Source organism: Thioalkalivibrio sp. ALMg3 (genome assembly GCF_000381225.1).
GTDB lineage: Bacteria > Pseudomonadota > Gammaproteobacteria > Ectothiorhodospirales > Ectothiorhodospiraceae > Thioalkalivibrio > Thioalkalivibrio versutus.
On sequence record NZ_KB906220.1, the window covers coordinates 88,836 to 110,130 of the forward strand.

21 protein-coding genes and 1 pseudogene are annotated in these 21,295 nt (G+C 65.9%); all 22 read left to right on the top strand.

Annotated elements, in window-relative coordinates:
- Window positions 1–25: 25 nt before the first annotated feature.
- The 22 genes and pseudogenes from F622_RS0102550 (at window position 26) to F622_RS0102655 (ending at window position 21,261) form a co-directional block, all read left to right on the top strand.
- Window positions 26–562, top strand: a complete 537-nt coding sequence (locus tag F622_RS0102550; RefSeq protein ID WP_018145763.1) for a PilZ domain-containing protein — start codon at window positions 26–28, stop codon at window positions 560–562.
- A gap of 89 nt (window positions 563–651) precedes the next feature.
- Complete coding sequence (locus F622_RS0102555) at window positions 652–2,031, top strand: sigma-54-dependent Fis family transcriptional regulator (RefSeq protein WP_026304832.1); 1,380 nt, start codon at window positions 652–654, stop codon at window positions 2,029–2,031.
- A 211-nt stretch (window positions 2,032–2,242) separates the two neighbouring features.
- The gene (locus F622_RS0102560) at window positions 2,243–3,601 is read left to right on the top strand and encodes a sigma-54-dependent Fis family transcriptional regulator (RefSeq protein WP_018176840.1); all 1,359 of its coding nucleotides are present in this window, start codon (window positions 2,243–2,245) and stop codon (window positions 3,599–3,601) included.
- 113 nt (window positions 3,602–3,714) lie between these two features.
- Window positions 3,715–4,053: a flagellar hook-basal body complex protein FliE gene (fliE, locus tag F622_RS0102565; RefSeq protein ID WP_018145760.1), complete on the top strand. Its 339-nt coding sequence runs from the start codon at window positions 3,715–3,717 to the stop codon at window positions 4,051–4,053.
- A gap of 32 nt (window positions 4,054–4,085) precedes the next feature.
- Window positions 4,086–5,759 carry a flagellar basal-body MS-ring/collar protein FliF gene (gene fliF / locus F622_RS0102570; RefSeq protein ID WP_019571267.1) on the top strand — a complete coding sequence of 558 codons (1,674 nt, stop codon included), beginning with the start codon at window positions 4,086–4,088 and terminating at the stop codon, window positions 5,757–5,759.
- On the top strand, window positions 5,749–6,759 hold the full coding sequence (gene fliG / locus F622_RS0102575; RefSeq protein ID WP_018169717.1) for a flagellar motor switch protein FliG: 1,011 nt from the start codon (window positions 5,749–5,751) through the stop codon (window positions 6,757–6,759). Before fliF ends, fliG begins: the two co-directional genes overlap by 11 nt.
- Complete coding sequence (locus F622_RS0102580) at window positions 6,756–7,478, top strand: FliH/SctL family protein (protein WP_018176838.1); 723 nt, start codon at window positions 6,756–6,758, stop codon at window positions 7,476–7,478. Before fliG ends, F622_RS0102580 begins: the two co-directional genes overlap by 4 nt.
- The gene (locus F622_RS0102585) at window positions 7,475–8,854 is read left to right on the top strand and encodes a FliI/YscN family ATPase (RefSeq protein ID WP_018145756.1); all 1,380 of its coding nucleotides are present in this window, start codon (window positions 7,475–7,477) and stop codon (window positions 8,852–8,854) included. Before F622_RS0102580 ends, F622_RS0102585 begins: the two co-directional genes overlap by 4 nt.
- A complete protein-coding gene (fliJ, locus tag F622_RS0102590) occupies window positions 8,851–9,297 on the top strand; it encodes a flagellar export protein FliJ (RefSeq protein ID WP_018169719.1) in 447 nt (148 codons plus the stop codon). Before F622_RS0102585 ends, fliJ begins: the two co-directional genes overlap by 4 nt.
- 65 nt (window positions 9,298–9,362) lie before the next feature.
- Window positions 9,363–10,451 (top strand): flagellar hook-length control protein FliK, encoded by a 1,089-nt coding sequence (locus tag F622_RS0102595; RefSeq protein WP_018176837.1) that lies wholly within the window; start codon window positions 9,363–9,365, stop codon window positions 10,449–10,451.
- A gap of 310 nt (window positions 10,452–10,761) precedes the next feature.
- Window positions 10,762–11,259 (top strand): flagellar basal body-associated protein FliL, encoded by a 498-nt coding sequence (fliL, locus tag F622_RS0102600; RefSeq protein ID WP_018169721.1) that lies wholly within the window; start codon window positions 10,762–10,764, stop codon window positions 11,257–11,259.
- A 10-nt stretch (window positions 11,260–11,269) separates the two neighbouring features.
- Complete coding sequence (fliM, locus tag F622_RS0102605) at window positions 11,270–12,244, top strand: flagellar motor switch protein FliM (RefSeq protein WP_018169722.1); 975 nt, start codon at window positions 11,270–11,272, stop codon at window positions 12,242–12,244.
- Between the two features lie 10 nt (window positions 12,245–12,254).
- Window positions 12,255–12,857 carry a flagellar motor switch protein FliN gene (gene fliN, locus F622_RS0102610; protein WP_018169723.1) on the top strand — a complete coding sequence of 201 codons (603 nt, stop codon included), beginning with the start codon at window positions 12,255–12,257 and terminating at the stop codon, window positions 12,855–12,857.
- 2 nt (window positions 12,858–12,859) lie between these two features.
- Window positions 12,860–13,306 carry a flagellar biosynthetic protein FliO gene (gene fliO / locus F622_RS0102615; protein WP_026304831.1) on the top strand — a complete coding sequence of 149 codons (447 nt, stop codon included), beginning with the start codon at window positions 12,860–12,862 and terminating at the stop codon, window positions 13,304–13,306.
- The gene (fliP, locus tag F622_RS0102620) at window positions 13,306–14,058 is read left to right on the top strand and encodes a flagellar type III secretion system pore protein FliP (protein ID WP_018145749.1); all 753 of its coding nucleotides are present in this window, start codon (window positions 13,306–13,308) and stop codon (window positions 14,056–14,058) included. Before fliO ends, fliP begins: the two co-directional genes overlap by 1 nt.
- Window positions 14,059–14,067: 9 nt before the next feature.
- Window positions 14,068–14,337, top strand: coding sequence for a flagellar biosynthesis protein FliQ (gene fliQ, locus F622_RS0102625; RefSeq protein ID WP_018145748.1), 270 nt, complete (start codon window positions 14,068–14,070; stop codon window positions 14,335–14,337).
- Window positions 14,338–14,339: 2 nt separating this feature from the next.
- Window positions 14,340–15,113: a flagellar biosynthetic protein FliR gene (fliR, locus tag F622_RS0102630; RefSeq protein ID WP_018937633.1), complete on the top strand. Its 774-nt coding sequence runs from the start codon at window positions 14,340–14,342 to the stop codon at window positions 15,111–15,113.
- 1 nt (window position 15,114) lies between these two features.
- Entirely contained in the window at window positions 15,115–16,266 is a 1,152-nt protein-coding gene (gene flhB / locus F622_RS0102635; RefSeq protein ID WP_019571268.1) for a flagellar biosynthesis protein FlhB, read from the top strand.
- Window positions 16,266–18,368 (top strand): flagellar biosynthesis protein FlhA, encoded by a 2,103-nt coding sequence (gene flhA, locus F622_RS0102640; RefSeq protein ID WP_019571269.1) that lies wholly within the window; start codon window positions 16,266–16,268, stop codon window positions 18,366–18,368. The genes flhB and flhA overlap by 1 nt, the downstream gene beginning before the upstream one ends.
- Window positions 18,369–18,411: 43 nt before the next feature.
- A pseudogene (flhF, locus tag F622_RS0102645) lies at window positions 18,412–19,504 on the top strand (flagellar biosynthesis protein FlhF); the annotation flags it as partial.
- A 168-nt stretch (window positions 19,505–19,672) separates the two neighbouring features.
- Window positions 19,673–20,497 (top strand): MinD/ParA family protein, encoded by an 825-nt coding sequence (locus F622_RS0102650; protein ID WP_018176833.1) that lies wholly within the window; start codon window positions 19,673–19,675, stop codon window positions 20,495–20,497.
- The gene (locus F622_RS0102655) at window positions 20,494–21,261 is read left to right on the top strand and encodes an RNA polymerase sigma factor FliA (protein ID WP_018169731.1); all 768 of its coding nucleotides are present in this window, start codon (window positions 20,494–20,496) and stop codon (window positions 21,259–21,261) included. The genes F622_RS0102650 and F622_RS0102655 overlap by 4 nt, the downstream gene beginning before the upstream one ends.
- The last annotated feature ends 34 nt before the right edge of the window (window positions 21,262–21,295 follow it).

The window sequence follows — 21,295 nt, forward strand, 5'->3', positions numbered from 1 at the left end:
GGCGACGAGGGAGGCGGGAGCGCACATGGATGACGCCAGTCAGGACGAGTTTCTCGGAGATGACCTGCGTGTGACGACCGCGCTGATGATTGGTCCGTCGGTCCGGTCCGCCACCGATCCTGTGCTGGCGCAGCGCCTGATCGAGAGCCTGGACCTGTTCGACGACGCGCACCCGCGCGGAGCGATGCCGCACGAGGACGAGTCCTCGCCCGAGGTGCAGCGTCTGGAACACAAGCTGGATCTGTTGTTGCATCTGGTCGCGGAGTCACTCCACCCCGAGCGCCCGGATCCGGTGGAGGCGACGCTCAGTGGCCACGGGATTGTGCTGCCAGCGGGCACGCTGCCGGAGGATTGTGACCGCGTGGAGGTCTATCTCAGTCGCCTGTTGCCCCAGCCCTGCGTTCTGGGTGTCGAGACTCCGACAACCCGTGGAGGCCTGCAGATGACTCGCTGGACAGGGATTGAAGGTCCCCTGGAAGAGGCGATCGGTCGCTGGATCTTTCGGTTGCATCGCCGCGAGGTCGCCGGGAAACGCCAGAAAGTTGACGGCAATCACAAATAAGCTCGATACTGCGAACTCGATCACACCATTGGATGCCGGCCCGGACTTTTCTCGGGTGGGCGCATCCGATCGCGGCAATCGGGGCACAGATGCGGGATCCGGGGGAACAACAACAGGCCATGCGCATTGCACTCAGCGGCGATGCGGGAGCCGCGGACGCAACACGGGCGATCCTGAACTGCCTTGGTTGCGAGGCCGAGACCCACTCCAACCCCACTGATCTGATGGACGGCACGCCCGCCGCAGCCGTGTGGCTTTGCGGACCTGCCGCCGAACTCTCCGCGCGCCTGCAGGAGCCGCGCGGGAATCTGGCACCGGTTGTCGTGCAACCGACTGACGGTGGCCAGGTGCAGGCCAACGGGGTGGATTGCATCGTCGAGCATCCGCTCTCGATTGGCCGGGTTTCTCAGGTCCTTCAGTGGCTGCGCTTCGGTCGCGAGCCGGGGTACGACGATATCCCCGGGCTGGTCGGGTCGCATCCGACCATGCAGGCGGTCAAGCGCCTGGTCGGGCAAGTGGCGCGGACCGATGCCACGGCGCTGATCCTGGGCGAGACCGGATCCGGCAAGGAGGTCGTGGCCCGCGCGATCCACAACGCCTCCGACCGCGCGGACAAGCCGTTCGTGGCAGTCAACTGCGGTGCCATCCCGGCGGATCTGCTGGAAAGCGAGCTGTTCGGCCACGAGAAGGGCGCTTTTACGGGCGCCTTCACCGCGCGCGCTGGCCGTTTTGAACTGGCCGAGGATGGCACGCTGTTTCTCGACGAGATCGGCGACATGCCGTTGCCGATGCAGGTGAAACTGCTACGCGTACTGCAGGAGCGGGTGTTCGAGCGGGTCGGCTCCAACAAGTCGATCCCGGCCCGCGCGCGAATCATCGCGGCCACCCACCGGAATCTGGATGATGCGGTGGCGGATGGCAGCTTCCGGCAGGATCTTTTCTTCCGCTTGAGTGTATTCCCGATCGAGCTGCCGCCACTGCGCGAACGCACCAGCGATATGCCGCTGCTGATCGCCGCTCTGGAAGACCGGCTGCGCGACCAGGGCATGGCCCCCGCCCACCTGACCCCTGCGGTGGTTGCCCACCTGGGGCAACTGGCGTGGCCGGGGAATATCCGCGAGCTGGCTAACCTCCTGGAGCAGCTTGCGATCATCTATCCGGATCTACCGGTGGACCTGGCGCAGCTGCCGCCGCGGGTGCGTCCGGACGGAATCGAGGATCTGACCCTGCCGCCGACTACGCCGAATGGTTTCGAAGGCGGTTCCGCTGCGGGCGCCAACCTGCTGGCCGGTGGTCTGCCACCGGAGGGCGTCGATCTGCGCAGCTTCCTCAACGACCTCGAGCGCGACATGATCACCCGTGCCCTGGATGAGACCGGGCACGTGGTGGCGCGCGCCGCTCGGCGTCTGGGCATGCGGCGGACCACCCTGGTTGAGCGCATGCGCAAGTTCGGGCTGGGCAAGGCCTGAGAAGACGCGAATGCGGGCGTGAACGCGCCCGGAAATCGGTGGGCTCAAGTGGACGGAATCCCGTCACTCGATGGATCCGAGATGGGCAACCCCCGCGTCATAGGCTTGACGGATCCCGGGCCGATCCAGAAAAACCCTCTATAAACCAATCGCCTGCCTTGGTGGCGCGATGTTTGCTAGATCTTTCCCGAATCGATACGGGAAGACCTTCATGTCGCGAGCCACGATCCTGCTGGTGGATGCCGAACCCGAACTGCGAGAGGCCGTGGTCCAGGTGCTGGCCACGATCCCGCGGGTGCGTCTGCAGACGTGTACTGCCGGCGAGTTGGTGCAATCCCTGGAGGTATCCGCCCCGGCGGTCATTCTGCTGGCGCAGCCTGCGGACCTGTCCCGGGATGCCCTGAGCCATGCCACGGCAGCGCTGGCGGCAGTCAGCCGCGACGCGAGCCAGGATCAGGAACTGGCCGCGATGCGACATGGGCTGGAGGCGCACTTCGCGCTCCCGCTTATGGCGGACGAGCTGGCCGGGTGGCTGCGTCCGCGGGTGCGACCGGAGCCGTCGCTCGAGGTCCCTGCGTTGGTGACACGCAGTCCCGTGATGCGCGGCATCGATCGCTTCGTTACGCGCATTGCCGGCAGCACGGCAACCGTGTTCGTTACCGGTGAGTCGGGGGTGGGCAAGGAGGTTCTGGCGCGGCAGTTGCACGCGCGCTCGCCGCGGCGACGGGGACCATTCGAAGCGATCAACTGCGCCGCACTGCCCGAGGCGATGCTCGAGGCGATGCTCTTCGGGCATGCCAAGGGCGCCTTTACCGGCGCGGTCGAGGCACGACCGGGCAAGTTTGTGCGGGCCGACGGCGGCACATTGCTGCTGGACGAAGTGACGGAGATCCCGGTGCATTTGCAGGCAAAGCTGCTGCGTGCGCTGCAGGAGCGCGAGGTCGAGCCCCTGGGCGGGCGGCGGCCGCAGCGCGTGGACGTGCGCGTGATCGCGACCTCCAATCGGGATTTGCGCGCGGCCGTGGCCGAAGGGCATCTGCGCGAAGACCTGTACTACCGACTGAACGTCTTTCCCCTGTGCATCCCGCCACTGCGCGAGCGTGCAGAAGATATTGTGCCCTTGGCCGAGGCCTTGCTCCGACGCCTGAGTGGCGGCCAGCTCCAGACCCTGGATGACGGCGCACAACGACGCCTGCGCGAACACGACTGGCCGGGCAACGTGCGCGAACTGGCGAACGTGATGGAACGCGCGGTCACATTGCATGACAACGCGGATCCGCAGGTGAGTGCAGAGTCGGTTTGGCTGGATGCGGACATGGTGAACCCCTGGAGTACCGGGGCCGGCGAGGTGACCACCGGGGCGGAATCGAGGCTGGATGACGAGAACCCGACACCGATGCTGGAGCAGACCCTGCAGACGCAGGAGAGCCGGGTGATCATGAACGTCCTGCGCGAGTCCGGCGGGCGGCGCAAGGAGGCGGCCGACCGGCTGGGAATCAGCCCCAGAACATTGCGTTACAAGATAGCGCGTCTGCGCGAGCACGGCTTTGCGGTGCCCGCGTCGGGCTAATGTGCAGTCGCCTGGCATATGGATTGCTTGAGAGTTTCTGTCGAACACGAAAATACGGCGGGCCCTTCGTGGTCGGTCGGCCGGCGTAACAAGACGCCCCGGGGGTAGTGAGCATGAGCGAGATGCAGATCCAGAACGTCCTGCAGCAGATGCGTCAACTGACGCAAGCCAACGGCGTGGAAAACACGAATGCGGCCCAGCAGACGCGCGAACCCCAGCGCGTCGGCGGCACGGACTTCCAGAACGTGCTGACGGAGTCGCTGCGGGGTGTCAATCAGGTGCAGCAGCAGGCGACCGATCTGCAGACGCGCTTCGAGCTGGGCGACGACAACGTGAGCCTGCCGCAGGTGATGACCGCGATGAGCAAGTCGAGCATCGCCTTCGAGGCGACCAACCAGGTGCGCAACCGTCTGCTGACGGCGTATCAGGAAATCATGCGGATGCAGGTCTGATCGGCCGATCGGGCTGAGGGAGAGAACGGACGATGGCCGAAAATGCACAATCCCTGCCCGCGGTGGTGACCGGCGGGATCAAGGAGTTTAACGGGATGCCTGCGGGCCGCCAGCTGGCCCTGATCGGGATGCTGGCGGGTGCCATTGTGGTGATCGTGGCGCTGCTGTACTGGGCGCTGCGCCCGACCTACGTACCGCTGTTTCCGCGTATGGATTCGGAGGATGCGGCGGAGGTTGTGCAAGTCCTTTCGCAGGCCGGTATTCAGTATCAGGTCGATTCCACGACGGGGCAGGTGAAGGTACCCCAGGGCGAGGTGGCTGGTGCGCGGCTGCAGCTGGCCGGCGAAGGCCTGCCACGTTCGGGCGACATGGGCTTCGAGCTGCTGCAGGAGGATACCGGCCTGGGTACGAGCCGGATGATCGAGGGGGCGCGCCACCATCGGGCGATGGAGGGCGAACTGGCGCGTACCGTGGCATCGCTGAATGCGGTGGACCGGGCGCGTGTGCACATTGCCGAGGGTGAGCAGTCGGTGTTCGTGCGTGATCGGCGCCCGGCCAGCGCGTCGGTGGTCGTGCACCTGCGCGGTGGGCGGTCCCTGAGCGAGTCGCAGGTCGGTGCGATCGTGCATCTGGTCGCGTCCAGCACCTCTGATCTGGATCCTGATCGGGTCACCGTGGTGGACCAAAGCGGGACGCTCCTGACCCAGGATGGCGGCGAGACGGGCATGGGTGGTAGTGGCGACCGCCTGAGTTTCACCCGCGACGTGGAGACCCGCTATACCGACCGTATCCGTGACCTGCTGATTCCGATCGTCGGGCGCGACAAGGTACGGGTGCAGGTGAACGCGGACATCGACTTCTCGAGCGTCGAGCGCACCGAGGAACTGTACGATCCCGAGACGATTGCCCTGCGGTCCGAGCAGACCCGCGAGGACGAGCGCACGGGACCCGAGGGCGGTATCGGGGGTGTCCCCGGGGCGCTGACCAACCAGCCGCCCGCCGGTGGGGTTGTCGGCGAGGAAGGCGAGGAGGGTGATGGCCCGCCCGCGGCGCTCCCGGGCAGCCGCAGCACCAATATCACCCGCAACTACGAGGTGGATCGCCGCATAAACCATATCCGCGAGATGCCGGGGGGCGTGCAACGCGTGTCCACGGCCGTGGTGGTGGACTTCCGCCAGGAGGTCAACGAGGACGGCGAGACCGTGCAGGTGGCGAGGGATGCGGAGGAACTGCAACGCATCGAAGCGCTGGTGCGCGAGGCGGTTGGATTCAATGCCGAACGGGGGGATACGATCAATGTAGTGACCGCCCCGTTCGAGGCGCCCATCGAGGCGGTGGCGGCGGACGAAATCGCGTTCTGGGAACAACCCTGGTTCCTCGAGGTGGTCAAGATCGTGGCGGCATTGCTGCTGGCTCTGATTATCCTGTTGACGGTGGTGCGTCCGGCGATGAAACATCTGATGAAGCGGCCGGCGCCGCCGCCGCGGCGCGAGGAAGATCGCGAGGCGCTGACCGACGAGTCAGCGGGCAGCGAGATGGGCATGGGGATGGGTCAGGGCGAGGGTTCGGCCGTGGCCGCGCTGACCGGCCCCAAGGGTCCGGACCAGCAGGAGATGGATCTGGAGGCGGTGCGCGAGATGGTCCGCGAGGACCCCAAGCGCGTGGCACAGGTGATGAAGACGTGGTTGGGTGACGATGGCCGCTGACAAGAACGCCAAACAGGAAGGTGCCGAGCGCGCCGCCGTGTTCATGATGAGCCTCGGCGAGGACGCGGCGGCCGAGGTCATGCGCCACATGGGGCCCAAGGAGGTGCAGAAGATTGGCACCGCGATGGCCTCCATGGACCGCATTTCGCGCAGTGACGTGAACGCGGCGCTGCACGAGTTCTCCACTCATGTGCAGGAACAGACGGCGCTGGGCGTGGGTGCCGACGAGTACGTGCGCAGCGTCATGGAGAGCGCGCTGGGTGACAAGGCCTCGGGCCTGATCGACCGCATCCTGCTGGGACGCAATTCCAAGGGAATCGAGGCCCTCAAGTGGCTGGATCCACGGGCGATCGCCGACATGCTGCGCAACGAGCACCCGCAGATCGTGGCGATTGTTCTTTCCCACCTCGACTCCGACCAGGCCTCGGACACCCTGCAGTACCTGCCCGCGCGGGTGCAGTCCGACATCGTGATGCGCATTGCGACCATGGATGGCGTTCAGCCCCAGGCCCTGCAGGAGCTGGACGAGATCCTCGACCGTCAGCTTTCCGGCAATGCCGCGAGCAAGACGTCGATGCTGGGTGGCGTGCGTTCGGCGGCCAACATCATGAACTTGATGGAGGGCTCACGGGAGGCGGAGATCATGGATACGATCAAGGAGTCCGATTCCGATCTGGGTTCGCGGATCGAGGAAGAGATGTTCGTGTTCGAGAACCTGGTGGAGATCGAGGACCGCGGTATCCAGACGCTGATGCGCGAGATCCAGACGGAATCGCTGGTGCTCGCCATGAAGGGTGCCGACGACGACATGAAGGACAAGATCTTCCGCAACATGTCCAAGCGCGCGGCCGAGATGCTGCGCGAAGACCTCGAGGCCAAGGGGCCGGTCCGGGTCAGCGAGGTCGAGGCCGCACAGAAGGAGATCCTGTCCGTGGCCCGCCGGCTCGCGGAGAACGGCGATATCGTGCTGGGTGGCGGTGGTAGCGAGGCGATGTTGTGACCGACGCCCCGGCGGCCAGGCTTTACACCGACGCGGCGGCATCGCGGTGGGAGCCGCCGGAGATTGGCGACCATGGGGTCCACCCCCCGCGTCGCCTGCCCACGGCCGCCGAGATCGAGGCGATCGAGGACGAGGCCCGCAAGAACGGGTTCGAGGGCGGTTATGCCGAGGGGCATGAACTGGGCAAGAAAGAAGCCGAGAAGGCCACCCGGGCGCGTGAGGACAAGAAACTGCGGGAGACGGTCGCCGTGCTGGAATCCGTGGCCGGCGGGCTTGCCGACCCCCTGGCGGATGCCGCCGATGCCCTGGAGCCGGAGTTGCTGGCGCTGGTGACGGCGCTTGCACGCAAGGTCGTCCAAAGCGAGCTGGAGACGCGACCGGAGCAGATCCGGACGGTCCTGGAGGGGGCATTGGCCCAGCTTCCCGGGCGCAACCAGGAGGTTCGGGTGCACTTGAACCCGGACGACCAGGCGCTGGTGGAGGCCTATGGTGAGCGGGCGGATGCGCGTATCACCTGGGTCCCGGACGCGGGACTTGCGCGCGGCGGCTGTCGCCTCGAATCGGGCGCGGCGAGTGTCGACGCAAGTCTCGAGCGGCGTCTGCAGCACGCGGTGGAAGCCCTCTGGGATGGCGACTATCCGGAGATGGACGGCGCACCCGACGAGGAAGATCACCAATCCGCCAATTCCGTGGACAGCGCGGCCCCGGAGGATTCATGAGTACCCCGATCGACGAGGTCCGCCGCAAGGGCCGGGAACGGCTGAGTAGTGGCTTGCTGGATCGTCTGCAGCAGTCGCGCGGGCGGGTCGAGCGGGTCAATCCGCCGCAGTCGGAGGGTCACCTGTCGCGCCTGACCGGCCTGACGCTGGAGGCGGAAGGCCTGCGCTTGCCCATCGGGGGGCGTGCGCTGATCCACGGCGAGAACGGAGACACGGTGCCGGCCGAGGTCGTCGGTTTCCAGAATGAACGCACGTTCCTGATGCCTGAGGAAATCGCGGCGGGCCTGACGCCCGGCGCGCGCATCGAGCCGCTGGACAACCAGCGTCAGATTCCGGTCGGGGAGGGGCTGCTGGGCCGCGTGATCGATGCCAACGGGCAGCCGCTGGACGGAAAAGGCCCGATCCGCACCCATGATTTTGGGCTGTTGGCCGGGCGGCCGATCAACCCGCTGCAACGCGCACCGGTGCGCGAGCCGCTGGATGTGGGGATCCGGGCAATCAATGGTCTGCTGTCGGTGGGTCGTGGTCAGCGCCTCGGTCTGTTCGCCGGATCCGGGGTCGGCAAGAGTGTGCTGCTGGGGATGATGACCCGCAACACGACGGCGGACGTGATCGTGGTCGGGCTGATCGGCGAGCGCGGTCGGGAAGTGAACGAGTTCATCCACGAGATCCTCGACGAGGAATCGCGCACGCGCACGGTGGTGGTCGCCGTGCCGGCGGACCAGTCGCCGCTGTTGCGCCAGCACGGGGCCTGGGTGGCCACTGCGGTTGCGGAGCATTTCCGGGACCAGGGCCTGCACGTCCTGTTGTTGATGGATTCCCTGACCCGCTTTGCCCAGGGCGCCCGCGAGATCGCGATGGCGATCGGCGAGCCGCCGGCCTCCAAGGGGTATGCGGCATCGGTATTTGCGCGCCTGCCGCAACTGGTGGAGCGCGCCGGCAACGGCGACGTAGGGGGCGGCTCGATTACCGCCTTCTATACCGTGCTCGCCGAGGGCGATGACCAGAACGATCCGATCGTGGACGCCGCGCGCGCGATCCTGGACGGCCATGTCGTGCTGTCGCGCGAGGTGGCAGAGACCGGGCGCTACCCGGCGATCGATGTCGGTGCGTCGGTCTCGCGCGTAATGTCGTCGCTGATCTCGCCGGAACACGAGCGGGCGGCGCGCCGCTTCCGCGGCCTCTCGGCCACCTATATGCAGAACCGCGATCTGATCGCGGTCGGGGCCTATCGCAAGGGGGCCGACCCGCACCTGGACGAGGCAGTGGCGATGCACGAGCGCCTGGAGGCGTATCTGGCGCAGGGTCGCGAAGAGGCCGTCGGTTTTGACCGGGCGCGGGATGACCTGCTGGCGCTGGTTGGCGGGGCGGCATGAACCCGAAGCGCCTGGAACGACTGTTGCGCCTGCGCCGGATCGAGGAGAGCGAGGCCACCCGCCAGCTGGGTGAACGTCTGCAGCAACTGGATGGCATTGCCGGTCAGCGCGAGCGCCTGGAAACCTATCAGCGCGAGTATCTGCAGGCGACCCTTCCGGATGACGCCAACGCCCTCAAGTGGTTGGCGGGCATGCGCGACCAGTTGCGCTCGGCGCTGGAGCAACAGGACCTGCGCATTCAGGCGGCGGAGTCGCAGGTGGAGACCGCGCGCCAGGAGTGGCTGGAGCGCCACCGCAACAGCCTGTCGCTGGAAAAGCTGCTGCAACGCCGGAAGGCCGAGACGGCGCAACACGGCGCCCGGCGCCAGCAAACCGAACAGGATATGTGGGCCACGCGGCAGGCTCATGCGCGCGAGGAAGCGTCGCGTTGGCAAGGTTCTTGAATGGACCGTGACTATCGATTAGGGCAAGGGCCCGGGGATCCACCCGGCACACCGAGGATTCGGAGATGATCGCGACACAGAACACCGGTCAGGGCATGCTGCCGCTGCTGCAATTGCTGGGCGGCGAGGCATCGCTGCAGGACCTGGACGGCCTGAAGGGGCTGAAAGGGAAGGACGGCGAGGGGTTCCTCGCGGTTCTGGAGCCGCAGATGGAGGCCTTGCTGGCGAACCTGGGCGTGCCCGGGGACGAGCTGGAAGGGCTCGATCTGGAAGCCATGCTGGCGCGGCTGCAGGATCTACTCGACGGGCAGGGTTTCGCCGCGGGCGACGAGGCGGGGGGCAAGGGCTTGCCGGTCGCCAGCCTGATGGCGGCAGTGCAGGAACCGGGGCGTATGGACGCGGCCCGTGGGGAGGCGGGCGCCTCTGGCCGCAGGGGTGCCGAGGGCCAGGCGTTGCCGGTCAAGCCCCTGCCTGCAGCCGTCATGCGCCTGTTTGTCGAGGCCAGCCAGGCGGCGGGCGGGCGCGACGGCCTGGCCGCATTGAAGCCCGAACTGCTGGGCGCGCAGGGCGGGCTGTCGCGGGACGGCGTGCTCGATGTCCTCGCCCAGTGGATGACCCAGGGCGGGGACGACGAGTCGCGCCGCGGGCGTACCGACCCCCTGGGGGGCGTCCTGCCGGCTCTCGCCGGTGGGCAGGCCGAGGGGGCGGAGGCCGCGCGTGCGCTGCCGCGACTGGACCTGACCCGGCTCCTGCAGCAGCCCAATGGGGCCCGCGAGCTGGCCGATCAGGTGCGCATGCTCGCCCAGGCACAGGGTGGGCGCACCGAGCTCAAGCTGCATCCCCCGCAGCTGGGCAGTCTGGATATTCGGGTGCTGGTCGAGGGTGACCGCACAAGCATCCAGTTCATCAGCGCCAATCCGGTGACCCGCGAGGTGCTGGAGGCGGCCATGCCGCGCTTGCGCGACAGCCTCGCCGAGAGCGGGCTGATGCTCGAGGACGCGACCGTCTCCGACCAGGCGGCCGAGGAGGAGGCCGAGCAGGATGAGCGCCAGGCAGCCGCCGGGGCCGCTTCGGAGCTGGCCGAGGCCGAAGACAACGAGAATGAGGGCAGCACGCTCTCGATGCTGAATCGGCGCCTGGATTTGTTTGCCTGATTCGAGCCCGGCGCGGGCTCGGTCTTGCGATATCCGATGGGCGGCGGGCGGTGTCCGTGACCTGCCCCATCGGGCCCCTTTCGCTGTCGTAGCGATTTTCCGTGAGTGCCGCCAAGAATCCGTCTTTCCCGCGCGGCGGGCGGCCGATTCTTGACGTTATCGCCCGTTCCTTCCCCCGAAGTGTCCTTCAGTCTCCTCCAGTATTGGTCGCTAACTATCGGATAAAGCGATAGAAAGACAATGCTGGCATCTGCCTTGCTAAGGTCTTTTCCGAGAGCAAATCCTCGGTTTACCGGATAGCGGGTGCGACATGGCGAAGAAGGAAGTCAATCTGGACGACGAAGAAGGCGGCACCCCGAAGAAGGGCGGCATGGGCAAGCTGCTTGTGCTGCTGCTGATCGTGATCCTGCTGGTGGGCGGCGGGGCCGCTGCGGCCTGGTTCTTCCTGGTTGCGGGCGACGAGGCTGCCGAACAGGTGGAGGAAGGCCCCCCCGAGCGCTTCTACACCAGCCTGGAGCCGATGACTGTCAACATCGAAGCGCCGGGCCGCATCCGGTATCTGCGTGCCGAGGTGAGCCTGGTGACCCACGAGGCGCCGGTGATCGAGGCGTTCGAGCGGCATATGCCGGCGATCCGCAACGACCTCCTGGGCATCCTGGCGGAACAGCGTTACGAGGATCTCAATACGCGTGATGGCAAGGAATCGCTGGCGGAGGAGCTGAAGGAAGCAATCCGCGAGATTCTGCGCTCGCGGGATGCGCCGGACGCGGTCGAGGCCGTGTTGTTCAACGAACTGGTGATGCAGTAGGAGCCCCGTTATGGCGCAGACGGATATCCTCAGCCAGGACGAGATCGATGCCCTCCTGCATGGTGTGGACGAGGGCGACGTCGAGACCGAAGACCCGTATCCGAGTGATGGTCAGGCGCGGGAATTCAACTTTGCCACGCAGGATCGCATCGTCCGTGGGCGCATGCCCACGCTGGAGATGATCAACGAGCGCTTTGCGCGTCAGCTCCGGGTCCGTCTGTTCAATGTGCTGCGTCGTTCGGCCGAGATCTCGGTGGTCGGCACCCGTATCACCAAGTTCTCCGAGTACATGCACTCGCTGTTTGTCCCCACCAGCCTGAATCTGGTGCGGGCGCATCCGCTGCATGGCACGGGTTTGTTCGTGTTCGATCCCAAGCTGGTGTTCATCCTGGTCGACAACTTTTTCGGTGGCGACGGGCGCTACTACACCCGCATCGAGGGGCGAGACTTCACCCCGATGGAGATGAAGGTCGTCCACGGCGTGCTGGAAGGGGCCTTCGAGGATATGCAGAAGGCCTGGCAGCCGGTGATGGAGCTGAAGTTTGAGTTCCTGAACTCCGAGGTCAACCCGCAGTTCGCGAACATCGTCTCGCCGACCGAGATCGTGGTCATCAGCGAGTTCCACATCGAGCTCGACGGGGGCGGCGGCAACCTGCACGTGACCCTGCCGTACTCGATGATCGAGCCGATCCGCGAGCAGCTGGATACCGGCATCCAGTCGGATCGCTCCGACGTCGACCAGCGCTGGATGCACGCGCTGCAGGAGGAGATCCAGACCGCCGAGGTCGAGATCAGCTCCATGCTGGCGGAGACCGAGGTCACCGTGCGCGAGCTACTGGATATCCAGCCGGGCGACATCATCCCGGTGGACCTCCCCGAGAAGATCACCTTGCAGGTCGAAGACATCCCGATGTTCCGCGGGAAGTTCGGCGTATCCAATGGCATGAATGCGATCCAGGTTTCGGAACGCATCATCAAACGATAGAGGGCGCAGCATGGCTGACACCGACGATCCCAAACAGGACACCCCGACCGCGGATGAAGATACCGCGGGCGCTGAAACCATGGCCGAGACCGAAGGCGGTAGCGACGACCAGGCGCTGGCCGACGAATGGGGGGCCGCTCTGGCGGAACAGTCCGCCCTGGCCGAGCAGAAGGATGACGAAGAGGCCGCCGACCCGGACGCCCTGCTGAACGAAGCGCAAGGCGGTGGGGGTGCCGCGTCCGCGCAAGCGGCGCCGAAGACCGAGAAGAAGGAACGCAAGCACAAGCCGGATTCGGCCGCGGAGGCGCTGCAGCCTGAACAACTGTCGGGCGTGGTGCAGGGCGACGGCGAGGAGATGAACCTGGAGATGGTGCTGGACGTGCCGGTGACCATCGCCATGGAGATCGGTCGCACGCGCATCCCGATCCGCAACCTTCTGCAGCTGAACCAGGGCTCGGTGGTGGAGCTGGACCGTCTGGCCGGGGAGCCGCTGGACGTGCTGGTGAACGGCACTCTGATTGCTCATGGCGAGGTCGTGGTGGTCAACGAGAAGTTCGGTATCCGGCTGACCGATGTGATCAGCCCCAGTGAGCGCATCCGCAAGCTCAAATAGCCATGAATCCACGTAATACGCGTAGTTCGGCCCTCGTCCTGGCGGCCGTCACGGGGACCCTCTGGCCTTTGACTGCCCTTGCGGAGGGTGGCAGTGGCGGGGCCGCGGCCTATCTGACCCAGCTAATCGGCGGTCTGGTACTGGTGATCGGTGCCATTGTGGTGCTGGGCTGGATCCTGCGCCGGACCCAGGGCGGACTGAACCGCGGCTCGCAGGTGATCGAGATCGTCGCGGCACGCTCGGTGGGCACGCGCGAGCGTCTGGTGCTGGTGCAGGTGGGCGATGAACAGGTGCTGGTGGGCGTGGCGCCTTCCGGCATGCGCACCCTGCACACGATGCGCGAGTCCGTGGTGGCGCCGGTAGGCGAGACCCCGGACTTCTCCAGTGCGCTCAAGCGCGCCGTGACCCGCCGGGCTCCGCCCGGTAGCAGCGAGCGGGGGCAGTCGTGATGGCGCTGTTCCTGCGGTTCGCGCTGGCACTGGGCCTGCTGCTCCTGCCGGGCCTCGCCGGGGCCCAAGTGGCGCAGGGTATCGAGGCCCTGACCGTGACCACCAACGGAGACGGGGGCGAGACCTACTCGGTCACGCTGCAGATCATCCTGTTGATGACGCTGCTGACCCTGCTGCCGTCGATCCTGATCATGATGACGTCCTTCACCCGGATCATTGTGGTGTTGGCGATCCTGCGCCAGGGCCTGGGCACGACCCAGACGCCCTCGAACCAGATCCTGATCGGTTTGGCCTTTTTCCTGACCCTGTTCGTGATGGCCCCGGTGCTCGACGAGATCTACGAGACCGCGTTTGTGCCCTACGTGAACGAGGAGATCGGGACGGAGGAGGTGATCGAGGCGGGGGTGCAGCCGTTGCGCGAGTTCATGTTGATGCATACCCGCGAAAGCGATATCGCGATGTTTGCCGAGATCAACGGGATCGACGGATTCGAGGAGGCGGATGACATCCCGTTGAACCTGCTGGTGCCAGCGTTCATTACCAGCGAGCTGAAGACCGCATTCCAGATTGGCTTCCTGATCCTGATCCCGTTCCTGATCATCGACCTGGTGGTGGCCTCGGTCCTGATGTCGATGGGGATGGTGATGCTCTCCCCGCTGATTATCTCGCTGCCGTTCAAGGTGATGCTGTTCGTTCTGGTGGACGGCTGGGCGCTGATGATGAACACCCTTGCCACCAGTTTCTTCGTGTAGGAGAGCGCGATGACACCCGAACTCGTTGTGGATATCGGTCGCGAGACACTAACCGTGGTGGTCCTGCTGGCCGCGCCGCCGCTGCTGACGGCGCTGGCCGTGGGTCTGACCATCGGGATGCTGCAGGCAGCGACCCAGATACAGGAAATGACCCTGTCGTTCATCCCCAAGCTGCTGGCGATGTTCGCGGCGCTGCTGATCAGCGGGCACTGGATGCTGGCGTTGTTGATCGACTACACCGAGCGCCTCTACGAGGGTGCGCCGGGGATGGTGGGGTAGGCATGGCCCTGGCGGCGGAACAGCTGGTGCTGTGGGTGGGGGCGGTCCTGTGGCCGTTCGCCCGCATTGGCGCCATGCTCGTCGCCATGCCGATCTTCGGCGCGGATACGGTCAATGCGCGGGTGCGCATGGGGCTGGCGCTGTTGTTGGCGATCTTTGTGGCCATGCAGGGCCCGGTCCTGCCGGATATCGATCCGTTGAGCCTTGAGGGCGTGCTGGTCACCCTGCACCAGGTCGCGATCGGCGTGTTCATGGGTTTTATTCTGCAGATGGTGTTCTCGGCCGTGACCCAGGCGGGCGAGGTGGTCGCACTGGGTATGGGCCTGGGTTTTGCCTCCATCATGGATCCGGCCCAGGGGGTGCAGGTCCCGGTGGTCTCCACCATTTTCGTCATCTTCTCGACCCTGCTGTTCCTCGCAATGAACGGCCATCTGATTGCTCTGGAGCTGATGTTGACCAGCTTCGAGACCATGCCGATCGCCCCGACCGGTCTGAACGCCGAGGCCTTCTACGCCCTGGTGGCCTTCGGCTCCACGATGTTTGTGGGCGCGGTGCTGGTGGCATTGCCGGCGGTTGCGTCGCTCCTGTTGGTGAATATCTCCATGGGGGTCATCACCCGCGCGTCCCCGCAGCTCAACATCTTCGCGGTGGGTTTCCCGATGATGATCCTGATCGGGTTCGTGCTGATGATGTTGATCCTGCCGGGCCTGCCGGAACGTTTTGGCGAACTGATGTTCGAGGCCTTCAACCTGATGCAGACCCGGATGGGCTTCTGAAATGGCCGAGAACGAAAGCGGACAGGAAAAAAGCGAAGAGCCCACTCCGAAACGCCTGCGCGAGGCGAAGGAGAAGGGGCAGGTCCCGCGCTCGCGCGAGCTGAGCACCTTTCTGGTGCTGATGGCGGGCGGGAGCTTCCTGCTGATGTACGGCCCGAACATGGGGGCGCAACTTACTGAACAGATGAGCAGTCGCCTGGATTTCGAACGCCAAATGGCCTACGACTCGTCGCTGTTATTGCCGTATCTGGCCGACGAGATTTTCCGCACCCTGCGGACCCTGTTCCCTCTGTTCGGCGTACTGGTGGTGGCCGCGGTACTCGCGCCGATCGTGATCGGCGGCGCCAATTTTTCCTGGAAAGCCGCCGCGCCCAAGGTCTCCAAGCTGAATCCCGGGAAGGGCCTCAAGCGAATCTTCTCCTGGCAGGGGCTGATGGAGTTCGGCAAGACCTTCGCCAAGTTCGTACTGATCAGCAGTGTCGCGGTCGCCGTGCTGGCCACCTTCTCCGACCGGCTGCTGATGCTTGGCTACGAACCGGTCCATCAGGGCATTAGCCATGCCGCCCAGCTGGTGCTGGGAACGTTCATCGCAGTGTCCGCGGCGTTGATCGTCGTAGCGGCCATCGATGCGCCGTTCCAGATGTGGAATCACCAGAAGCAGTTGCGCATGACTCGGCAGGAAGTGAAGGACGAGTACAAGGAGACCGACGGGAAGCCGGAGGTCAAGCAAAAGATCCGCCAGTTGCAGCAGGAGATGGCGCAGCGGCGAATGATGGAGGAGGTCCCCAAGGCCGACGTGATCATCACCAACCCGACCCACTATGCCGTGGCTATCGTCTACGAGGCCTCGCGCATGGCAGCGCCGAAGGTGGTGGCCAAGGGCGTCGACGAGGTGGCCGCCTCGATCCGTGCAGTCGGGGACGAACACGCGATCATCCGCGTCGAGGCTCCGCGCGTGGCCCGCGCCATCTACTTCACCACCGATCTGAACCAGGAAGTGCCCAACGGTCTGTTCGTGGCCGTGGCCCGCATCCTGGCGTACGTCTACCAGCTCAAGCGGGCCGATGCCGACGCGCAGATGCCGGATGACCTTCCAGTGCCCGAGGACTATCTGGATCCTGACAAGCAGCGCGGCCAGAGGAGGGATCGCTAATGGCCTTCTTTGACCGTCTGGGTAACGTGGGCAAGTGGGGGCTGGGGGCGCCGATCCTGCTGATCGCGATGCTCTCGATGATGGTGCTGCCGTTGCCGCCGCTGGCGCTGGACGTGCTGTTCACCTTCAATATCGCGCTGTCGCTGGTGGTGATCATGGTTGCGGTGTACACCCCGCGGCCGCTGGAATTCGCGGTCTTCCCGACCGTGTTGCTGGTCGCCACGCTGCTGCGTCTGGCGCTGAACATCGCCTCCACCCGAGTGATCCTGCTGGAAGGCCACACCGGCACGGATGCCGCCGGCAAGGTCATCCAGGCCTTCGGCGACTTCGTGGTCGGCGGCAACTACACCGTGGGGCTGGTGGTGTTCGCGATCCTGATCATCATCAACTTCGTGGTGGTGACCAAGGGGGCCGGGCGCGTGTCCGAGGTCAGCGCACGCTTCACCCTGGATTCCATGCCGGGCAAGCAGATGGCGATCGACGCCGACCTGAATGCCGGGATCCTCAGCCAGGAAGAGGCGCGTAAGCGCCGCGAGGAGATCGCTAGCGAGGCGGACTTCTACGGCTCCATGGACGGTGCCTCCAAGTTCGTCCGCGGCGATGCCATCGCGGGGATCCTGATCCTGTTCGTAAACATCATCGGCGGGCTCACCATCGGTGCGGTGCAGCACGGCATGTCGATCGGCGATGCCGCGACCAACTACGTGTTGCTGACCATCGGCGACGGCATCGTTGCCCAGATCCCGTCGCTGGTGCTGTCCTCCGCCACCGCGATCATCGTGACCCGCGTGACCAGCAGCCAGGACATGGGCCAGCAGGTGTACGGGCAGATGTTCTCCAACCCGCGGGTCCTGTACGTCGCCGGTGGCGTGATCGGCGCGCTGGGCGTCGTGCCGGGCATGCCGAACGCCGTGTTCCTGGGGCTGGCGGCGCTGATCTTTGGCTGGGCCTACCTGCTCAAGCGCCGGAGCCGCGAGGCCGAGGTGGAAGTGGAGCGCATCCCGCAGGAGGACGAAGGCGGGGCTCGTTCGGAGGATCGCGACCTGACCTGGGAAGATGTCCCGCCGGTGGACTTGGTCTCCCTCGAGGTCGGCTACCGCTTGATCCCCTTGGTGGACCGCACCCAGGACGGCCAGCTGATGGGCCGGATCAAGGGCGTGCGCCGCAAGCTGTCGCAGGAGCTCGGCTTCCTGCTGCAGCCGGTGCATATCCGCGACAACCTGGAATTGAGCCCGAACGCCTACCGGATCAGCCTGCTGGGCGTCACTGTGGCGGAGGCCGAGGTGTTTCCCGATCGCGAACTGGCGATCAATCCGGGCGAGGTCTTCGGCACCGTCCCGGGTACCCCGACCAAGGACCCGACCTTCAACCTGGATGCCCTGTGGATCGACCCGTCGGATCGCGACCAGGCCCAGGGCGCCGGCTATACCGTAGTCGACTGTTCCACGGTGATTGCGACGCATTTGTCGCAGGTGTTCCGAGAGAACGCCCACCGCTTGATCGGGCACGAGGAGGCACAGCACCTGCTGGATCAGCTGGCGCGGCATTCGCCGAAGCTGGTGGAGAACCTCGTGCCCAAGACGCTGTCGCTTTCGATCGTGCTGAAGGTGTTGCAGAACCTGCTGGCCGAGCAGGTCTCGATCCGCGACCTGCGCACGATCGCCGAAACCCTGGCAGACGACGGGGTGAAGAGTCAGGATCCCGGCACTTTGACCGCAGCGGTGCGCGTCGCGCTGGCGCGCTCCATCGTCCAGGACCTTGTGGGACCGGAGGATGAGCTGCCACTGATTGCCCTGGACCCATCGCTGGAACAGCTCTTGCATAAGTCCCTGCAGGGCAGCTCGGGTGGCACGGTTGGACTGGAGCCCGGGCTGGCGGAACGGTTGCAGCGTTCGGTTGCGGACGCGGCGCGCCGCCAGGAGACAGCCGGTCAAGCGGCGATCCTGGTGGTGGCACCGGAGATCCGTTCCTGGATTGCCGGCTGGTTGCGCGGCGCGGTTCGCAGCCTGACCGTCCTGGCGTTTACCGAGATCCCCGACAACCGGCGGATTCGGGTAGTGGCCACGGTCGGTCAGGAAGAAACGGCGAAGCAGTCCGCATGAGACATAGGGGTTCCGCCGCGCGAGCGGCGCAGGAGATCAAAGCATGAATGTCAGACGATATCGGGCCCGGGACATGCGCGACGCCATGCGTCAGGTGCGCGAACAACAGGGAGAGGATGCCGTGATCCTCTCCAGTCGCCGGGTGGATGGCTGGTTGGAGGTGGTCGCCGCCCTGGAGGATGGCGAGTCCTCGGAGCCGGTGCGCGAGCCGGAGGCTGCAAAGCCGGCCCGCGAGGCGCGTACTGCCGACCGCGCCCCGAATTCGGCGGCCCCTTCCTGGCCGGCCGATCCCGAGCTCACCGCGATGCGCCAGGAGTTGCGTGACCTGCGCAGCCTGATGACGCGTCAGTATGCGGAGAGTGACGAGGCTCGCTGGGCGGCCCGTCATCCGCTGGCGGCAGAATGCAAGGTCCGCCTGATCGACCGCGGCTTTAGTGAATCGCTGGCGCGCAGCCTGGCGGGCAGCATCCTCGATGACAGCTCCCCCGAGCAGGCTTGGGAGCGTCTCCGCGCGCGGCTTTCGGGCGCGATTGCCACGCATCGCCCGGCGATCCTGGACGAGGGTGGGCTGCTGGCGATGGTGGGTCCGACCGGTGTCGGCAAGACCACCACGCTGGCACGGATCGCGTTGCGCCAGATCCGTCGGATGGGACCGGATTCGGTTACGCTGGTGACCCTCGATAGCCAGCGCATCGGTGCAACACGGCAGTTGCAAGCCTTCGCCCAGATGGCGGGGATCTCGGTGCGCGTGTTGCAGAATGCGCGCGAACTGCGCGATCTGGCGCGGCGCGTGGACGATGGCCACCTGATCCTGGTGGATACTGCTGGGCAGGCGCCGCGCACGGTGGAGGAGGAGTCGCTGTTCGCGCATCTGCCGCCGGATATCCGCGCCGAGAGCTGGTTGGTCGTGTCGGCCACGACCCAGGGCAGTACGTTGCGGCGGGTGCTGGACGCGTTTCGCAAGGCGGATCCCTCGGCGCTGGTGCTGACCAAGCTGGACGAGGCAGAACAGCTGGGCGAGGTCCTGTCGGTCCTGCTGGATCAGCACCTGGGACTTGGGTTCGTGAGCGATGGCCAGCGCATCGCCGAGGATTTTCACCGGGTTGATACGGGGTATCTGACCCGCCTGGCGCTGGACGACGACGCGGAGGGCGCGCGGGCGGGTGGCAATGCCCGTGAGACCTGGGCTGCCGAACGGCTGGCCGAAATGGAACCGCCGCGACGCTCGCGCGCGCCGCTGCGCCCGGCGCAGGGGACCGAGCCGGCAACACTGGAACTGATTCAGCCGGTTGGAAAGGGGCGTTATGCCACGCACTAACAAGCCGTTGAAGGTCATTGCGGTCGCGTCGGGCAAGGGCGGGGTCGGGAAGACCAACGTGTCGGTCAATCTGGCGGTCGGCCTGGCCCGGTTGGGCCGCGAGGTGATGCTGTTCGATGCGGATCTGGGCCTGGCCAACGTGGACCTGTTGCTCGGGATGCGCCCGGAGCGCACCCTGCATGATCTGGTGACCGGCGCGGTGGACAGCCTGGACGATGTCCTGGTCCAGGGGCCGGACGGGGTGAAGGTGGTCCCGTCGGCCTCCGGTATCGCGGCGATGGCGAACCTCACGCCGGCGGAGCACGCAGGGCTGATCCATGCCTTCAGCGCCTACCGCAGGCCGCTGGATGTCCTGATCGTGGACACCGCCGCAGGCCTGCAGGAGTCGGTGACTTCGTTCTGCCGGGCGGTACAGGAGACCCTGGTGGTGGTCTGCGACGAGCCGGCTTCGATTACCGATGCCTATGCCTTGATCAAGGTGCTGCACCGTGACCACGGCCTGCGGCGTTTCCGCATGGTCACGAACATGGTCAGCGGACGCGAGGGGGCGGAGCGGCTGATGCAGAAACTCAATACCGTCTGCGGCAAGTACCTGCCGGAGGTGGTCCTGGACCTGGCCGGCTATATCCCCATGGACGAACATCTGCGCAAGGCCGTGCAGAAAAGGGCGCCGGTGGTTCAGCAGTATCCCGGCAGTCCGGCTGGCAAGGCGTTTGCCGACCTGGCACACACGGTGGATCGCTGGCCAGTCGGTGGGGGTGACCACGGGGGCGTCGGGTTCTTCGTGGAACGAATGCTGCAGAGCGCATGATGACGACGCGTAATCGCCTTTCCGGCTACCAGGCGACGTCCACCGCGACCGGTGGACACGAGAAGCTGATTGCCGATCACGTTGAACTGGTGCATCGCATTGCGCACCACCTGATGGCCCGTCTACCGGCCTCGGTCCAGGTCGATGACCTGATCCAGGCCGGCATGATCGGTCTGCTGGAGGCGGCGCGGCAGTTCGAGGGCGGGCAGGGGGCGACCTTTGCCACCTACGCCGGAATCCGCATCCGCGGCGCGATGATCGACGAGTTGCGTCGCAGTGACTGGACGCCACGTTCGGTGCATCGCAACAGCCGGCGTATTGCCGCCGCGATCCAGAGTGTCGAGGCCCGCGAGGGGCGTGCGGCGCGTGGGAGCGAGGTGGCGGCCGAGCTGGACGTGCCTATCGATGACTATTACGACATGCTCAAGGACCACGCCGGGGCCCATCTGTTTGCACTGGACGATCTGGGTGGCGGGGATGACGGGGCCGATCGCGTGATCGAGGGGCAGGAAGTCTCGCCGTCGCGTAGCCTTGAGGCTGGCGAGTTTCGCGAGGAGTTGGCCGAGGCCCTTGGGGATCTGCCTGAACGCGAACGCCTGGTGCTTTCGCTGTATTACACCGAAGAACTGAATCTGCGCGAGATCGGGGCTGTTCTGGGCGTGACCGAGTCGCGCGTGAGCCAGATTCGCAGCCAGGCGGTCATTCGGCTGCGCGCGCGCATGGGGTCGTGGCTCGAAGACGGCGCGGCTTTGCAGTTATTCTAAAACTCACCTTACGAATCCCGGAGTGACGTGTGGA